The 15,955-nt window shown below is 66.0% G+C and carries 17 protein-coding genes; 9 read left to right on the top strand and 8 right to left on the bottom strand.

The genetic code is table 11. The annotated features are described in order from the left end of the window. Positions 1-12: 12 nt before the first annotated feature. Positions 13-1,047, bottom strand: a complete 1,035-nt coding sequence (dusA, locus tag ACQY46_RS13735) for a tRNA dihydrouridine(20/20a) synthase DusA (protein ID WP_428696603.1) — start codon at positions 1,045-1,047, stop codon at positions 13-15. Positions 1,048-1,289: 242 nt separating this feature from the next. Continuing rightward, positions 1,290-1,601 (bottom strand): cupin domain-containing protein, encoded by a 312-nt coding sequence (locus ACQY46_RS13730; protein WP_428696602.1) that lies wholly within the window; start codon positions 1,599-1,601, stop codon positions 1,290-1,292. Between the two features lie 78 nt (positions 1,602-1,679). Here ACQY46_RS13730 and ACQY46_RS13725 point away from each other — a divergent pair, with 78 nt between their 5' ends. From ACQY46_RS13725 to ACQY46_RS13690, 8 genes are all read left to right on the top strand, one after another. Then, positions 1,680-2,117: an Lrp/AsnC family transcriptional regulator gene (locus ACQY46_RS13725; RefSeq protein WP_428696601.1), complete on the top strand. Its 438-nt coding sequence runs from the start codon at positions 1,680-1,682 to the stop codon at positions 2,115-2,117. A gap of 228 nt (positions 2,118-2,345) precedes the next feature. Next, complete coding sequence (ectB, locus tag ACQY46_RS13720; RefSeq protein WP_428696600.1) at positions 2,346-3,653, top strand: diaminobutyrate--2-oxoglutarate transaminase; 1,308 nt, start codon at positions 2,346-2,348, stop codon at positions 3,651-3,653. Next, on the top strand, positions 3,635-4,678 hold the full coding sequence (locus tag ACQY46_RS13715) for an LLM class flavin-dependent oxidoreductase (protein WP_428696599.1): 1,044 nt from the start codon (positions 3,635-3,637) through the stop codon (positions 4,676-4,678). The genes ectB and ACQY46_RS13715 overlap by 19 nt, the downstream gene beginning before the upstream one ends. Continuing rightward, positions 4,671-6,344: a B12-binding domain-containing radical SAM protein gene (locus tag ACQY46_RS13710; RefSeq protein ID WP_428696598.1), complete on the top strand. Its 1,674-nt coding sequence runs from the start codon at positions 4,671-4,673 to the stop codon at positions 6,342-6,344. The genes ACQY46_RS13715 and ACQY46_RS13710 overlap by 8 nt, the downstream gene beginning before the upstream one ends. 26 nt (positions 6,345-6,370) lie before the next feature. Beyond that, the gene (locus ACQY46_RS13705) at positions 6,371-7,345 is read left to right on the top strand and encodes a class I SAM-dependent methyltransferase (protein ID WP_428696597.1); all 975 of its coding nucleotides are present in this window, start codon (positions 6,371-6,373) and stop codon (positions 7,343-7,345) included. A 150-nt stretch (positions 7,346-7,495) separates the two neighbouring features. Beyond that, positions 7,496-8,599 carry a 3-isopropylmalate dehydrogenase gene (gene leuB, locus ACQY46_RS13700; RefSeq protein WP_428696596.1) on the top strand — a complete coding sequence of 368 codons (1,104 nt, stop codon included), beginning with the start codon at positions 7,496-7,498 and terminating at the stop codon, positions 8,597-8,599. Positions 8,600-8,616: 17 nt separating this feature from the next. Next, on the top strand, positions 8,617-9,264 hold the full coding sequence (locus tag ACQY46_RS13695; RefSeq protein ID WP_428696595.1) for a LysE family translocator: 648 nt from the start codon (positions 8,617-8,619) through the stop codon (positions 9,262-9,264). Between the two features lie 143 nt (positions 9,265-9,407). Next, positions 9,408-10,265, top strand: a complete 858-nt coding sequence (locus ACQY46_RS13690; protein WP_428696594.1) for a class I SAM-dependent methyltransferase — start codon at positions 9,408-9,410, stop codon at positions 10,263-10,265. 21 nt (positions 10,266-10,286) lie between these two features. Here the strand turns inward: ACQY46_RS13690 and ACQY46_RS13685 are convergent, their stop codons facing one another. Then, a complete protein-coding gene (locus tag ACQY46_RS13685; RefSeq protein ID WP_428696593.1) occupies positions 10,287-10,967 on the bottom strand; it encodes an extensin family protein in 681 nt (226 codons plus the stop codon). A gap of 331 nt (positions 10,968-11,298) precedes the next feature. Between ACQY46_RS13685 and ACQY46_RS13680 the strand changes: the two genes are divergently transcribed. Beyond that, positions 11,299-12,612 (top strand): DUF2254 domain-containing protein, encoded by a 1,314-nt coding sequence (locus tag ACQY46_RS13680; protein WP_428696592.1) that lies wholly within the window; start codon positions 11,299-11,301, stop codon positions 12,610-12,612. A 236-nt stretch (positions 12,613-12,848) separates the two neighbouring features. On the opposite strand, the gene ACQY46_RS13675 is transcribed toward ACQY46_RS13680, so the two are convergent. From ACQY46_RS13675 to ACQY46_RS13655, 5 genes are read right to left on the bottom strand one after another with little or no spacing between them, the layout of a single operon-like run. Next, on the bottom strand, positions 12,849-13,958 hold the full coding sequence (locus ACQY46_RS13675) for a TonB family protein (protein WP_428696591.1): 1,110 nt from the start codon (positions 13,956-13,958) through the stop codon (positions 12,849-12,851). Then, positions 13,958-14,392: an ExbD/TolR family protein gene (locus tag ACQY46_RS13670; RefSeq protein WP_428696590.1), complete on the bottom strand. Its 435-nt coding sequence runs from the start codon at positions 14,390-14,392 to the stop codon at positions 13,958-13,960. The genes ACQY46_RS13675 and ACQY46_RS13670 overlap by 1 nt, the downstream gene beginning before the upstream one ends. After that, positions 14,389-14,781 carry a biopolymer transporter ExbD gene (locus tag ACQY46_RS13665; protein ID WP_428696589.1) on the bottom strand — a complete coding sequence of 131 codons (393 nt, stop codon included), beginning with the start codon at positions 14,779-14,781 and terminating at the stop codon, positions 14,389-14,391. The genes ACQY46_RS13670 and ACQY46_RS13665 overlap by 4 nt, the downstream gene beginning before the upstream one ends. Continuing rightward, positions 14,771-15,475 carry a MotA/TolQ/ExbB proton channel family protein gene (locus ACQY46_RS13660; protein WP_428696588.1) on the bottom strand — a complete coding sequence of 235 codons (705 nt, stop codon included), beginning with the start codon at positions 15,473-15,475 and terminating at the stop codon, positions 14,771-14,773. Before ACQY46_RS13660 ends, ACQY46_RS13665 begins: the two co-directional genes overlap by 11 nt. 9 nt (positions 15,476-15,484) lie before the next feature. After that, the gene (locus ACQY46_RS13655; RefSeq protein ID WP_428696587.1) at positions 15,485-15,937 is read right to left on the bottom strand and encodes a hypothetical protein; all 453 of its coding nucleotides are present in this window, start codon (positions 15,935-15,937) and stop codon (positions 15,485-15,487) included. Positions 15,938-15,955 lie beyond the last annotated feature (18 nt).

The raw sequence follows: 15,955 nt of genomic DNA, 5'->3' as shown, positions 1-15,955 counted from the left end.
CGGGATCGGGTTCTAGCTTGCGACAGCCCCTGTCATTTCTAACTGACCCAGTGGGGACGATTTGTCCAGTGCGGTGTCCAGGATCTCCTGCATCGCGGCGTCGAGAACCTCGATGCCGGCGCCCGGCTTGACCGCATCCACCGTCAGGCGCCGGCGCCAGGCGCGCGCGCCGGGAACGCCGTGGTACAGGCCCAGGATGTGGCGGAGCAACTGGTTCGCCCGCGCGCCCGCGGCGATCCGCTCTTCCGCGATCGCACGGAAAGCGGCAATGGCATCCTGCCGGTCGGGTGCGGGGTCGACCTGCCCGTGAAACCGGCTGTCGACCCGCGCCAGGATCCAGGGGTCGTGGTAGGCGGCGCGCCCGAGCATCACTCCGTCGACCCGTTCAAGGTGTTTTTCCGCCTGGTCAAGATCCGCGATGCCGCCGTTGATGCCGATATAGAGGCCGGGCAGGCGCGCCTTGAGGCGATAGACCCGGTCGTGATCGAGCGGCGGGATATCCCGGTTCTCCTTCGGCGACAGCCCCTGCAGCCAGGCCTTGCGGGCGTGAACCCACAAGGCGTCGACGCCTGCGTCGGCGACCGCATCGGCCGTGGCATCGAGCACCGGCTCGGGATCCTGCTCGTCGACGCCGATCCGGCATTTGACCGTGACAGGGATGGAAACCGCCGCCTTCATCGCGCGCACGCATTCGGCAACGAGTTCGGGCTCCCGCATCAGGCAGGCGCCGAAGCGCCCGGACTGAACCCGGTCCGAGGGGCAGCCGACATTGATGTTGACCTCGTCATAGCCGTAGCCTTCCACGATGCGCGCGGCTTCCGCCATTTCGGCCGGATCCGAGCCGCCGAGCTGGCAGGCGACGGGATGTTCCATCGCATCGAAGCCGATCAGCCTGTCGCGATCGCCATGGATCACCGCTGCCGAGGCAACCATCTCGGTATAGAGCAGGGCATGACGCGACAGGGTCCTGTGGAAAGCCCGACAGTTGCGGTCGGTCCATTCCATCATCGGGGCAACGGCAATCCTGTGATCGTTATACGCGTTCATCGGCTTTGCATTCGGGAACCTGGAACCGGGCACGCATTGCCGGGTCGGTGGCCAGGGTCGGTGGCCAGGTTCGGTGGCCAGGTACATGTTCGTCGAACATGGTTCGGCTGTCTCGCGACGACAATGCCGTCGGCAGCGACGGCGCGTTCTAGCAGCTTCCGCCGCAAACCGGAACCGGCAACGCCGGCCCCGTTCAAATGAAGAGCCCCCCGCGCCCCTGCCCGGCGGCGGTTGCCGGCCGGTTACACGCTCCCGGCCTTCTCGATCACCAGCACCCTGGCCGGGCCATCCGGGTGCGCGACATGTTCGTCGCCGCTCTCGGCATGGAAGACGTCCCCGACCGCCAGCCGCCAGATATCCTCCCTGCCGTCCTTGCGCGTATGCATGTCGACCGCACCATCAAGGACGACGAAAACCTCGGGGCCGTCGTTGACGTGCCACTTGTAGGGCGCATCGGTCCAGTGCAGGCGCACCGTCGCACCCTCGATGCTCTCGATGTCGAGCGCGTCCCAGGCCCTGGTGCCGGTAAACTCTTTCGCGGTGACTTTTCTCATGCTGACCTCCTGTCTCGGGAGCTTGTATATTCTCCCGGAAACTGCCATCCGGACAGCTTGCGAACCGACGTAAGCGGCATGCGTATCGAGGGAAAGTTGGCTCTGGACAGGACAGACAAGAGAATACTGGCCGCGCTTGAGCGAAACGCCCGCATCAGCTTCGCCGCGCTGGGGCGCCAGATCAACCTGTCCCGCACCGCCGTCCAGGATCGCGTGACCCGGCTGGAGACAGAAGGGATCATCCGGGGCTACAGGGCCGAGATCTCGGAGGAAGCCGGCGACCTGATACATGCTCTCCTGTTCGTGGAAATCGCCGTGCGCCCCTGCGAGCCGGCACTGCGGTGGCTGGCATCGCTCGAAGGCGTTTGCGAGGTGTTTTCGCTTTCCGGCGAGGTCGACGCGGTTGCCAGATGCATCATCGCCGCGCCTGAGGCCCTCGCCAGCCTCAATGACCGGGTCAGGTCCAGCGACATGATCTCTTCCTCGAGATCGCACATCATCCTGAACCATCGATAGCGCGCAGGCAGCCGCAGGCCTGACGGGGCGCTGAAACCCCTGCGCCGCGCCCTCAAGCCCGCTTCCGGGGGCACGTCGTTGCGCGGCTTTTTCCATCTCAAGTTATATGTAAATAGTATTACAACCTGTAATTGCTCTCACTGGAAATGCAGTCTATCTTTTTCTTACTCTAGGTCATGATCCCTGACCTTACGGGTCGCCGCATTGTCATTACTTTCAGGTGAGACCATGCCCAATGCGCACTCCATTGCCGCAAATCCTCATCACCCTGGGGAATCTTCCGTAAGGTCGTATTCACGAACATTTCCTGTCGTCTTCGACAGGGCCCGCGGACCCTATCTCGAATGCATCTCCGGTGAGACCTATATCGACTTCTTCTGCGGCGCGGGGTCGCTGAATTACGGCCACAACGCCACCGAACTGAAAGAGGCGGTCGCCAGGTATCTCGCCGAGGACCGCATCCTGCACGGCATGGACATGATGACGGCGGCCAAGTTCGAGTTTCTCGAGGTGTTCGCGTCGCAGATCCTCGCCCCGCGCAACATGGACTACCGCCTGCAGTTTTGCGGCCCGACAGGAACCAACGCGGTCGAGGCCGCACTCAAGCTTGCGCGCAAGATCAAGAAGCGCCGGCACGTCATCGCCTTCTCCAACGCCTTTCACGGCGTCAGCATGGGCTCGCTCGCGGTGACCGCGAGCGCCAAGAAGCGCTCCGGCTCGCATCTGCCGCTGCGCGACACCTATTTCTTTCCCTATGAGGGGTTCGCCGGCGGGATCGACACGCTCGACCTTCTGGAAAGCTGCATCGGCCGGGCCGGCAGCGGCTACGAGCTTCCGGCGGCACTGATCATCGAGACCGTGCAGGGCGAAGGCGGCGTCAATATCGGCTCGCAGGCATTCCTGCAAGGCATCGCCGCGTTCTGCCGGCGGCACGACATCCTGCTGATCGTCGACGACATCCAGATGGGCTGCGGACGCACGGGGCCGTTCTTCAGCTTCGAACGCTTCGGGATCGAACCCGACATCATCTGCCTGTCGAAATCCCTGTCCGGTTTCGGCCTGCCCTTCTCCCTCGTCCTGATGAAACCCGAGCTCGACATCTGGCAGCCGGGCGAGCATGCGGGAACCTTTCGCGGCAACAATCTCGCCTTCGTCGCCGCGACCCAGGCGATCCGCACCTTCTGGAGCGACGGACGGGCCAGCCGAAGCGCGGCCGCGATCGAAACCTCGATGCGCAGCTGGGGGGCGCGGTTGCGGCAGGCCCATGGCGAGATCCGCGACATTCGCGGGCGCGGCGCGATCTGGGGCGTGGAACTCGACACGCCGGGACGGGCCTCGGCCATCACCCGCCTGTGTTTCGAGCACAACCTTCTGATCGACACATGCGGCCCGTCCGGATCGGTCATCAAGGTGATGCCCCCGGTCGTCATCGAGGAAGAGATTTTCAATCACGGCATGCAGATCCTCGCCGACTGCACCGAAACGGTGCTGCACGCCGGAAAAACGGAGGGGCCGGCATGCATATCGGCATCGTGATGGAATGCGACCTGCGTCCCGGACGGGGCGAGGCCGCCGCCTTCACCGAGGCGTTCGAGATCACCGAGCATGCCGACCGCTGCGGCATCGACTCGCTCTGGATGGTGGAGCGGCACTTCGCCGGCGAGGATGCGGCGAAGGGCACGATGGGTGCCGGCATCCCGTCCGTATCGTCGACGCCGATGGTGATCGCCAGCGCGCTGGCCGCCCGCACAAGCCGCATCCGCATCGGCATCGGCGTCAGCATCCTGCCCCTGCACAACCCGGTCGGCATCGCCGAGGATGCCGCCGCGCTCGACCATATCTGCGGCGGCCGGCTTGAGTTCGGCGTCGGCCGCAGCATGGACGAGAAGGCCTATGGCGGCTTCGGCGTCGACTTTGCCGAAAGCACCGCGCGCCAGGAAGAGGCGCTGGAGATCATCAAGGGCCTTTGGACCAACGAGACATACGGCCACCGGGGCAGGCACTACAGTTTCGAACCCGTCAACCTCGTGCCGCGCCCGCTGCAGCAGCCGCATCCGCCGATCTGGTTCGCGATCAACCGCAAGGAGGCGTTCCATCATCTGGGGCGGATGGGCTACCCGATCCTCATCGGCCTGCGCGGCATGACCGTTCCCCAGTTGAAGGACTGCGTCGATCTCTACCGCTCGTCGTGGAAGGCGGCCGGACACGAGGGCGCGGCGCGGGTGCTGCTGCGCGCGCCCATCCATGTGGGCCGTGACACACGCTCCGGCCAGGAAGAGCCGCGGGCAAGCACCATGGCCGCGATCGAGCGGCAATCTCGCAAGTACAAGGTCGAGATGCCCTCCTATGCGGAGCTTCTCAAGGACAAGCTGATCTATGGCGGGCCGCGCGATGTCGCCCGGCGGCTGTCGGAGATTGTCGACTATCTCGACGTCGAGGGGGTCATCGCCGAGTGCAATCTCGGCGGCCGGCTGCCCCAGGCGACCATCGAGCAATCCCTCACCTATCTGGGCACCGAGGTGCGTGACCTGGTGAACAAGGAAAGGCTGGCCTATGCCTGACACGTTCCAGCGACTGTACGAACTCATCGACACGCCCCGCTTCGCGCAAGGCGGCGTTCCACGCATCACCACCCGCAAGAGCGCCGAGGACTTTGCCCCACGCGACGAGGGTCTCGACGTCCTGCTGATCAACACGCCGGTACGCGAGTGGTCCTATCCCAACGTGCTGCCGATCGGCCAGGGCTATGTCGCCGCCGGCGCCATCATGGACGGCCACCGTCTCACCCGGCTCGATCTCAACGCCGACCGGCGCGTGCCGATCAGCACCCTCGATCCCGGTTACGACGCCTGGCTCTTCGCGCGCCTCGACGAGGCCCTGGCCGGCGAGCCGGACGTCATCGGCATCGGCGGGATCATCACCCAATACGCCCAGATCAAGAAGATCTGTGCCTATTGCAAGGACAAGCTGCCCGACGTGCCGATCGTCCTCGGCGGCGGCGTCGCCTCGGCCATGCCCGACTTCATGCTGAAGCACCTGCCGGTCGACTACGTCTCGCAGCACGAGGGCGAACTCACCTTTTCGGAGATCCTGCACCGCATCGAGATGGGCGCATCCATGCAGGGCGTCGCCGGGGTCACCTATTACGAGACCGACAGCCACGGCGAGAGAACGGCGATCCGCCGCAACCCGCCGCGCCGGACGATGACCGCCGAGCAGCTCGGCCACATGCCCTGGCCGCTCCGCCACCTGTGGGACATCGAGAACACCTACCGGGTCAATCCGGTCGGTCACCTCAACCAGGGGCGTAAATGGAACCAGGGCGCGCCCGAGTCGGGCGGCAAGTTCTCGGCCGAGATGATCGCCTCGCGCGGCTGCCCCTACACCTGCGAGTACTGCTTCTCAGACTATCTGGGCACCGCCTACCGCTCGCGGCCGCCCGCCGACGTGGTGCGCGAGATGGAATATCTGCACTACGAATACGGGGTGGAGTATATCGAGGTCCTCGATGACCTGATGCTCACCTCCTACAAGTGGGCTCTCGAATTCTATGCGGAGCTCCACAAGAGCGGGCTGCCGAAGCGCGGCGTCGAGTGGGGCGGCACCTGCCGCACCAACATCCTGGCCAACGACATCGTCCGGGCCGCCCGCGAGGGGCGCGGCAACATGCTCGAACTCGGCCACGACGCAGGGTTGCGCCGGGTCGCCTATGGAGTTGAAACCGGCAGCCCGACCATCCTAAAGGTGATCGACAAGTCCGGACAGACGCCGGCGACGATCAAGACGGCGGTGCAGGAGACCGTCCGGGTGCTGGGCTACGCCTCCTGTTCCTTCATGTTCGGTTCGCCCGGAGAGACGGCGGAGACCATCCGCGAGACCGTCGACCTGTGCATCGAGATGGACTACCGGCCGGAAGTGTTCTTCTTCACCACCGCCTATCCCGGCACGGTGTTCTGGCAGCTTGCCCTCGACAAGGGACTGATCCGCAAGTCGGTCGACGGCACCGTCGGCCCTGCCGACGACGGCATCATCGAGCGCTACCTGATGGGGCTCGGCGAACAGGGCGATGCGGTGCGCACCAACTTCAGCGACCTGCCCGACGACGTGTTGCTGCAGCTCACCAACCAGGCGGCCCAGGACCTCAACTCCCACAATTCCCACAGGCATCCGTACCAGGACGGCGCACCGAACAGCATCGTTCGGGACGCCACCCACGCAACGATCTGATTGCGGGCAGCAGGGAGGAAACGGTCATGCTCAAGACAAGCTTCGACCGGCAGAAGCACTGGGAAACATCGCCGCGGGTCACCTCGCTGGTGGACGCGTTCGAGGCCATCGCCGCGGGGCGTTCCGGCTACCCGTCGAAACGCGAGGTGACCGCCGACCTGTCGCTGTTCGGCGGGCGGGAGGACATCCTCGCCTTCCATGACCGCTACATGGACTACAGCGGCACGTTCAACGCCCACTTCCTCGCCAGCATCCCCTACGTGCTCGAGGAGGAATGCCGTCTGGGCAACGCCATGACCGGCTATCTGACGGGCAAGAGCCGCAACCTCCGGCGGACGGCTCACCTCCAGACCGTCGGCAACGCGGAGGCCGTCATCGCGCGCACCGTCGTCGCGCACAGCGGGGGGCACGTCGCATCGCTGTCGAACAGTCCGACCGAGGCCAACCGCCGCGAGTTCGAGCGCAACCGTCCGCCGGACTGCCATTTTCACCTCGGCCCCTATTTCGAGCTCGACCGGCACCGCATCCGCAACACACCGGAGCTTGCCCGCTTTTCCGAGGGTTTCGACATCATCTACGAGGACACGGCCTTCCAGATGTACGGCCCCGACCGTCACGAGCAGGTGCCCTTCGTGCTGCAGAACCTGCGCCGGGACGGCATCTTCGTCTGCCTGGAAAAATGCTCCCATGCCAGCCGCGAGGAATACCTGCGGCGGGAGTTGGTCAAGGACCGCGATTTCAAGTCGAGATATTTCGATGCCGGCCAGCTTGAGGAAAAGGAATTCATCCTTGGCGAAATGGTCAAGGGGCAGGTTCCGCTAGAGCATGTCGTCGACGCGATCCGGATCGAACTGCGCTATGTCGACTTGATCTGGAACTCCGGCAACTTCTACATGCTAGCAGCCTCCGACGACTGGGCGGAACTGCAGGCCTTCAAGGCATTGCTCGGACCGGTCTGCATTCCCGACGGATACGTGTTCGACTTCCCGCGCTCGCTCTAAAGTGGTATCCAGATCAGAAGGCTTGGACGCGCGCCCTCGCGCAGCCAGGCGTTCAGCCGTTTTCACTCTTGTCGGCCTGCAACCCTGTGGCGCAAAACACCTCATTCACCCCATGGCACAGTCCCATCGTTTTCCGGAAAGACACTGCACATGAAGACCATTCTCTTCCTCGCCGGCGACGGCATCGGACCCGAGATCACCCGCGAGACACGCAAGGTCGCACAGGCGCTCAAGGATGGCCTGTCGCTCGACCTTGCCTTCGACGAGGCCCTGATCGGCGGAGCAGCGCATGATGCGACGGGCAATGCCTTTCCCGACGAGACCCGCGCCAGGGCGGATGCGGCGAGCGCGGTGTTCCTCGGCGCCGTGGGCGGGCCCAAGTGGGATCACCTGACCGGCGCCGCCTCGCTCGAGCGCGTCGCCCTGCTCGGCCTGCGCAAGCAGCTCGGCGCCTTCGCCAACCTGCGGCCGGTCAAGGTCTTCCCGCAACTGATCGAGGCCTCGACGCTGAAGCGCGAGATCGTCGAGGGCGTCGACATGATCATCGTTCGCGAGTTGATCGGCGGGATCTATTTCGGCGAGCCGAGGGGCCTGAGGACCACCGACGACGGACACCAGGAGGGCTACAACACGCTCGTCTACAGCGTGCCGGAAATCGAGCGCGTCGTGCGCGCCGCCTGCACCATCGCACGGACCCGCGACAAGCGCGTCACCTCCGTCGACAAGGCGAATGTGCTGGAGGCGCTGCGGCTCTGGCGGGAAGTTGCCACCCGGGTGGTGCGCGACGAGTTTCCCGACATCACCCTCGACCACCTGATCGTCGACAACGCCGCCATGCAGCTGATCCGTTCGCCGAAGCAGTTCGATGTCATGGTGACGACCAACATGTTCGGCGACATCCTGTCCGACGCGGCCTCCATGCTGACCGGGTCGCTCGGCATGCTCCCCTCCGCCGCGCTCAACGAGACGGGCAAGGGCATGTACGAGCCGATCCATGGCTCGGCTCCGGACATTGCCGGCCGGAACCTTGCCAATCCGCTTGCCTCGATCCTGTCCCTGGCGATGATGATGGAGCACAGTCTCGGCGAGCCGCAGGCAGCGCGGCGGATCGAGGCGGCCGTGCATGGCGTGCTCGACGCGGGACTGCGCACCGCCGACATCATGTCGCCCGGCATGAAACAGGTGACGACCGCCGAGATGGGCGACGCCGTGGTTGCCGCCCTGGCCGTCAGGGTCTCGCAAGCCGCATCCTGACGGGGACGATCAGCGCGATGGACATGACCGGCATGCTTCTCGTCCTGTTCAACATCGCGTTGATCAACATCGTCGCCTGGCTGACGCCCGGCCCAAACATGTTCGCCGTCATGAACGCATCGCTGACGGGCGGGCGGCCGATCGGGCTTGCGACCGGATTTGGCGTTGCCGCCGCCAGTTTCCTTTGGGCGGCGCTTGCCGTGCTCGGCGTGCGGGTCGTCTTCGAGACCTACCCGCAAGGGTTCCAGCTGCTGCGCCTCGCCGGCGCGGGTTACATGCTCTGGCTCGGCTTCAGGGCGCTGCGCGCCGCGTTCGCCGGAACGGCCGGCGGGGCCGGCGCGGCGAACCCGTTGGTCGCCGGTTCGCGGCTTGTCGCCTTCCGCTCCGGCTTCGCGATCTGCGCCGCCAATCCGAAGGCGACCCTGTTCTTTGCCTCGATCCTCACCGCGTTCGTTCCGCCGGATGCCTCCGGCCGGCTGCTGATCGCGATCCTCATCCTGTGCGGGGTCCTCGGTGTCGCCTGTCACTCGATCACCGCCACTCTCTTCTCGACGCCCGCCCTGGTGCGCTGGTTCGAGCGGAACCGGAACCGGGCCTATGCCGTGTTCGGCGGCGTCTTCTGCTTCTTCGCGCTGGCCATCATTCACGACCTCGTAACCGGGTGACACAGGCGCCCTGGCCGCGCTGCGCCGCAAACCGGACATCAGAAATAGATTCAACGAATTAGACGAAAGACTGCAACCCCCTTATCACTCAGGAATAACGTAGGGGAAATTGGCGTTTTCATTCGATTTCGACCAGGGAGGCCATGATGGGCAAAAGGTGGGATATCAACGATTTCGAGCAGCGCACCGGTGGCGGCGCCAACATGGTCGGCTTCGAGCCGGGCACTCCGGACGATCGGGAGATCGCCGCGTACCAGGCCTATGTCAGGGACACGCTGGAGACGGCGGAGGGAGCGAACGGCAAAGCCCTTGTCATGGGCATGACCGTGCGCGTTCGCCAGGCGATGCACGACCTTGGCCTTGCGGTCACCTGCATGGATATCAGCGAAGGCGCCGTCACCTATTTGCGCAACGCGCTGCCGGATGCCTTCCGGGCCCGCGAGACCGTCCTCAACGACGACTGGATGAACCTCCCCGCCGCCCTCCCTGGCCCCGTTTCGGCGATCGTCGGCGACGGCGTCTTTTCCAACATTCTCAGCCTGGCGCAGCAGAACGTCTTGCTCGGCCGGTTGCGCGAGACGCTGGTTCCCGGCGGCGCGCTGGTCACCCGCAACTTTGTCATGGCCCCGGACTTTCCCTTCGATGCATTCGACCCGGACCGGTTGCTCGCCCGCTATCGCGCCGGCGAACTGAACGACGGGGAATTCGCCCACGGCTTCCGCATCTTCAGTTTCTGGGACAAGGCCTTCGACCGGGAGACGCTGCTTCTCGACAACAAGATCATCTTCGAGGAGATCGACAACTGGCACGATGACGGCCGCCTCTCCGAGGCCGAGTACCGCATCGTGCGCCAGCAGTATTTCGGCGGCCTGACAATCATGCCCAGCCAGGCCGACTGGGAAGAGATGCTGCGGCGGAACGGTTTCACCTTCGAGATGACCACGCTTGAGGGGCGGCTCTGGTACCAGTACGGCCCGATCTACCGCTGCACGCCCACTTGAGGCATCGCGCCCTGCCCGCGCCTACCGGCAATAGGGGTTTCGGCGCGGTTTGGTGTCGAAATGAAAGTGATCGTCGTGATGGGCGTCGGATCCCGGGCCCAGCACCGTGGTGAAGGGACCGCAGGCGGCCTGCCTCAGGCTCCGCTGAAGACGCGCATGGATGCTGCGGTCGGCGTCCGCTCGCGGCGTCACCGCGAACTCGCTGCCGTCTGACAGGCGCAATCCGCGGATATCGACCGCCCGGCCGAAGGAATGTTCGCTCAGCCGCGCGCCCGGCACGCGGTTCCGCCCGCGACAATCGTAGGACGCGGCGATCAGCATGTCCTGCACGCCGGCACCGGCGAGGCGCCGGGTTTCCGGCAGGATCGCGCTCCGCGTGAAGCGGGCGAGCCGCAGCGCGGCGTCACACGACAATGTCGCCGGCGGCAGCAGGTTGGTGTCGCCGACACGCCGCAGGATCACCGCTGCCTCGATGCCGCAGGCGGAGCCGGTTTCTATCGGCGGCACCGCGTCGAAGTCGGCTCCCGCCGCGCCGAGCGCGACGAGGCATCCGCCCCCCGGAGCACCGGCGGCAGGCGCGGCCTGCGACGCAGGAGATGGCCTGACAGGCGCATGTGCCGGGGCCGCGTCGATCCGGCCCGATCCGGCCGACTGCAACGGTTTCGACACCGGCAGCGGTGCGCTGGCGGCGTCCGGCAGCACTCCCGCGAGCGGTTCCGCAAACCGGCGCGCATCAATCCCGTCACCCCCTCCGGCCGGAAGTGCGACCGGGCGCGGCCGGGGCAGCGGCACCGCGTCCGCAAGCGCCCCGGCCGACATGCCGCCGACAGCTACACCGCCGGCCAGAAAGATGGCGCAGGCACGAGCTGCGAACGTCCTCGCCAATGCCGGCAGTTGGCAGGCGTCGTCATGCCACGGGATCCTCACCTTCGAAAACGGGCCTCGTCCCGCGCGGCGAAATACGGATATGCTGTCATCTCGCGGGCAACCTCTCACGCGGGCCCGCCCTGATCCGCCGTCAATGGGGACGTTCTTGTTCGAGACAATCCTGCTCCTCCGTCTTCGCCGTCTGGTTCGCGGCTTCCTGTTCGTCCCGGCGATGATCGCAAGCACCGGCGTTCTGCTTGCGATCGCCGCCACATGGGTCGATCGGTCGGGTCTATTCGAGCCCCTCTTCGAGGCCTTGCCTTTCCTGGACATCACCGTCAGTGGCGCCCGCGCGGTGCTGGGCACGATTGCCGGCGCGATGATGACCGTGATCAGCCTTGTCTACTCGCTGACGCTGGTGGTCTTCACGCTGGCAGCCGGCAACATCGGCCCACGCCTGCTGGAAACCTTCACCGGCAATCGTGTCAATCAATCGACCATCGGCCTGCTTGGGGCAACTTTTCTCTATTCGCTCCTGCTGCTCTATGCCGTGGGCGACGACGAGGTCCCGCGGCTGGCCGTGGCCATTGCCATCGCCCTGGCAACGCTGAGCTTCTTCCAGGTCGTCTATTTCGTGCACGACACGGCCAAGCGGGTGATGGTCGACAATGAAATCGGCCGAACCCAGCGTTCGCTGCGCTCGGCGATCGACCGGTTGCTGGACGAGGAGCCGGCCGAAAAGGCCAACGACCGCGACGCGGTTCCCGATGGCGAGGGCCGTGCCGTCATCGCCCGCCGCTCAGGCTATGTCACGGCGGTCGAGGCGCCGCCGATCCTGCACGAGGCCACGAAAAAGGACGGATTCGTGCGCGTCGTCGCCCGACCCGGACACTTCATCCTGGCCAGCACGCCGATTGCCTATCTCCATGACGACGGCGCGCGCGACAAGGCAAAACGGATCGACGAGAACGTGCTGCATGCCTCGATCCTTCTGGCCGATGCGCGGGCCGCCGATGGCGACATCCTCTTCAACGTCCATCTCAGCGTCGAGATCGCGTTGCGCGCACTTTCCCCGGGCATCAACGATCCCTATACGGCGATCAGCGCCATCGACCAGTTGTCGGCATCGCTGGGAATGATCCTGCAACGCGGCGCGCCCTCCTCGCTGGTATGCGATGATGACGAGAAACCGCGCGTCTGGCTGGAACTGATCGAGGTTGGCGAGATCGTCGGCACCGCGCTGCATCCGCTGCGCCGCGTGGCCAGCGGCAACGTGATGATGACGCTGCGCCTGATCGCGGCGGTCGGCCGCATGGCGCTGGTAACGCGCAGCGAACATGCACATCTGCTCAAGACCCATCTGCGCCTGATCGCGACCGATGCCAACACCGCCGTGCGCAACCGCGACGACCGCCGCGAGATCGCCGACGCGCTGCGCCATGCCCATCGCAACCTTGCCAAGCATCCGGTCCGGACCTGAGCCTGGAAGACCGGCATCATACCCCCGCTGCACGGCGCGGGGATTTCCGGGCCGGCTCGACGGGGACAGAGACCCCGACGAAGCGGGGACATGCGTCTTCGCCGTGACAGGCGGGACGCCTCCGGCCTGTCTGCCGCCCGGAAAAAATTTCGATCAATCCGGTGCAATTTTGAATCAAATATTGCAAAAAATTGTCGTGTTTTGTCCAAATCCGGCCTTTTCGAACAATTGTCCCTTCAAAAAACGATCGGCACCGTGAAGGCCCAGTTGTTGCGCCGGGCCTCGGGCGGGATCGGCGGGAAGGGCTGCGCCCTCTGCACCGTCTTCACCGCCTCGCGGTCGATCGCCTCGTTGCCGGAACTGCGCGCCAGCTTGACACCGGCGAGCCCGCCACTGCTGCTGACGACAAAAGTCACCAGAGCCTCGCCGCGCTGGCGGCCGATGCGGCCGCGCTTCTTCGCCCGGTCGATCCTGCGATAGACCTTGCCGGTGTATCTGGAGGCATCGGCATTGCCGAATTCCTTCGACTTGCCGATGTTCTGCGATCCGCCGGCCTTGACGGTGGCGCTCGACCGGCCGCCGGCACCGCTCGTCGTCTTCCTGGTTCGGACGCTTGCCGCCTTTTCCTTCTGACGCTTGACGGTCTTCGCCTTCTTTGCCGGCGCTTCCCGGCGCACCTCGGAAATCTTCAGATCCTTCGGCCTGGCCTGCGGCATCGGCGTTGCGACCGCCGCCTCGAGCTGCTCGGTCGAGGGAACCGGCTGCGCCTCGAGCGGCGAAACGCTCGCCTGGACGGGTGCAGCCTCTTCCGGCGTCTCGGTCGGCTGCTCGACCGCAGTGGCAACGACCGTCGCGGCGCTCGCCGGGGCCAGCGCCGCCATTTCCATCGGCCGGGCCTGGACGGTTTCCTGGGCCGGCGGCGTCTCGCTGACCTGCGACAGGGCTTCCGCGGTCACGGTCTCGGTCGGCGTTGCCTCGGCCGGAGGCTTGAGCGCCTCGACGACCTCCTCCGGCGGCACGGCCTTGCTTTGCGGGACATCCGGGGCGCTCGCCTCTTCGCCGGTCGTCTCCTTCAGCGCGGTGGCGTGCTCGACCGGCTTTTCCCCTTCCAGAGCGTCGATCGGCGTCACCGTCTCGGAGGTCTCGCTGGTCACCTCGTTGTGCTCGCCATCCGCGCCTGCCTGCAGCGCATCGACGAAGGCATCGCCGAGTTCCGCCGACAGAATGGCGCCGCCGCCCTCCATCTGCACGCTCTCGCTCTCGTGCATGATGACGGCGACCGTCGAGGCGTGGACGGCCGTGGAAATCGCAAGGGCCGCCAGGAAATGATGCGGTCTCAGCTTCATCACTCAACTCCCCTGGTTACGAGCGACACCTTGCCAGCCCCGGCCCGGTACAGCTCATCGGCGATTGCAAGAACGCGCAACGCCTCCAGCTCGCGGTCGACGGCAAGCATCACGGAAGGCCCGCCGGCCCTTTCGTCCGCCCCGCCGTCGGGTGTCTCATAGGGCGTGCCGCCCGCGCCCGCCTGCCCGAGATAGGAGGCAACATCGGTCGGGCGGCCGCGATAGGTCAGACTGCCGTTGCTGTCGGCAAAGAGCGCATCCGGCGGCGCCAGCGGCGGTGCGTCCGTCGTCTCGACCAGGGACACGTCTGGGTCGGCCGGCGGCGACAACTGGCCCGCGATCAGGAAGAAGATCAGCATCAAAAAGACGATGTTGATCAGCGAGATGGTGCTTTCCGCCTGGCGCTTCGGCGGTTTCTGGCGAACCTTGATCATCTGGGCCTCGCAACGATCACCTGCAGCGCGCCGCCGCCGCCGCGCAGCAACTCGAGCGCACTCACCAGATCCTGGGCGCGCGCGCTCTCGCGCGGCACCAGCAGCGCCGTCTTCGCACCGGCCTCGACCAGGGACGAGACCGCTGTTCCCGGAGCCTGCGGGTCGACAGGCGTCCCGTTGACGGTCAGCCCGTCCTCATCGACCGTCGCGAAGATATCGGGGCGCGCGGCCCCCGCGCCCCCGCCGCCGCCCGGCGCCGCCAGCTCGACCTGCGCGAAACGCGTGAAGGTCGACGACAGCATGAAGAACAGCAGCAGCAGGAAGATCACGTCGATCAGCGACGTCAGCGACAGGCGGCGCCTGCGCGGGCTGGCGAATTCAATGCGCATTGGCCACCCGTTCGTAGCCCCTCGCCTCCTCGACCTCGGCGACGTCGACCCGGCCGCCGCGCGCCTGCTCCAGCAGCACGGCCGAGGCGAGCGTCTCGATGGCAACCTTCTCGTTCTCGATCTGCCCTTCCAGATAGGTGACGACGAGCGAAACGGGCATGGCGACGGCGAGCCCGACGGCCGTTGTCAGCAGCGCAACCCAGATGCCGCCGGCGAGCAGCGACGGATCGACGGCATTGCCGGCGGACTGCAGCTCGCGGAACGCCTCGATCATGCCGAGCACGGTGCCGAAGAGCCCCAGCAGCGGCGCGATCTGCGCGATGGCATCGAGTCCCTTCATGCCGCTGTTGTAGCGGTGCAGGCGGCGGGTCGCCGCCCGGGCAATGTCTTCCTCGACCAGGGCCTTGTCGGCATTGCCGGCCTCGGCCGCCTGCATGGCGATGGCGACGGCCTCCTCGGAGGCGCTACGGATGTCCCCGAGCGCCTGCCACGCCTCGCGGCGCCGGCCATGGGCCCACAGGCGCACGGCAGCCTCGGAGCGACCCGGCCGGCCCACGCGCTGCAGCCAGAACTGCGCGAGCTTGAGAATCACGACCGTCAACGCGATCACGGAGAGCCCCGCCAGCACGGCGACGACCGGGCCGCCAAGCTCTAGAAAACCCGTGACGGAGGTGAGGATGTCGGCGAAGGACATAACGGCTTCCTATCGGTTCAGGGGAATGTCGGCGCGGCTTGCAAGGGAGAGCTCCGCCTTGCAATGCGGCGCGGAACCGTCGCCGCAGCGGGCCGGCCCGTTCACCAGGATGCGGCCGAGCCGGTCGCAGGACACGCCCGAGAGGTCGAACTGGCGAACCGAGGTCTTGTCGGCCACGAGCGCCCCGAAATCGAACGTGGTCAACCGGTCGACAAGGCCGTCCCTGTCGAACAGCACGAACTCGAAGCGCGGCTCGGGAAGATCGGCGCCGGTGGCGTTGCGCACGACGAAGGTCAACCGGCAGCCGTCCGCGTCGCCCGAGGCGACGCGGTTCAGCTCGATATGGAGGGCGGGAGCGGTATCGGCCTGTTGCAGGGGCTGGTCGTCCGCCCTCGCCTGCCCTGCCCAAAGGGCGGCGGCAGTCAATGCCGCCGCGGCCACCAGTTCGATCCCGCGTCCCATCATGCGCTCCTTGTCTTG

It is taken from the genome of Stappia sp. (assembly GCF_965276915.1).
In the GTDB taxonomy this organism is placed as follows: Bacteria; Pseudomonadota; Alphaproteobacteria; order Rhizobiales; family Stappiaceae; genus Stappia.
Note: the sequence above shows the minus strand (reverse complement) of the source record. Positions and strands in the feature narration are given on the sequence as shown.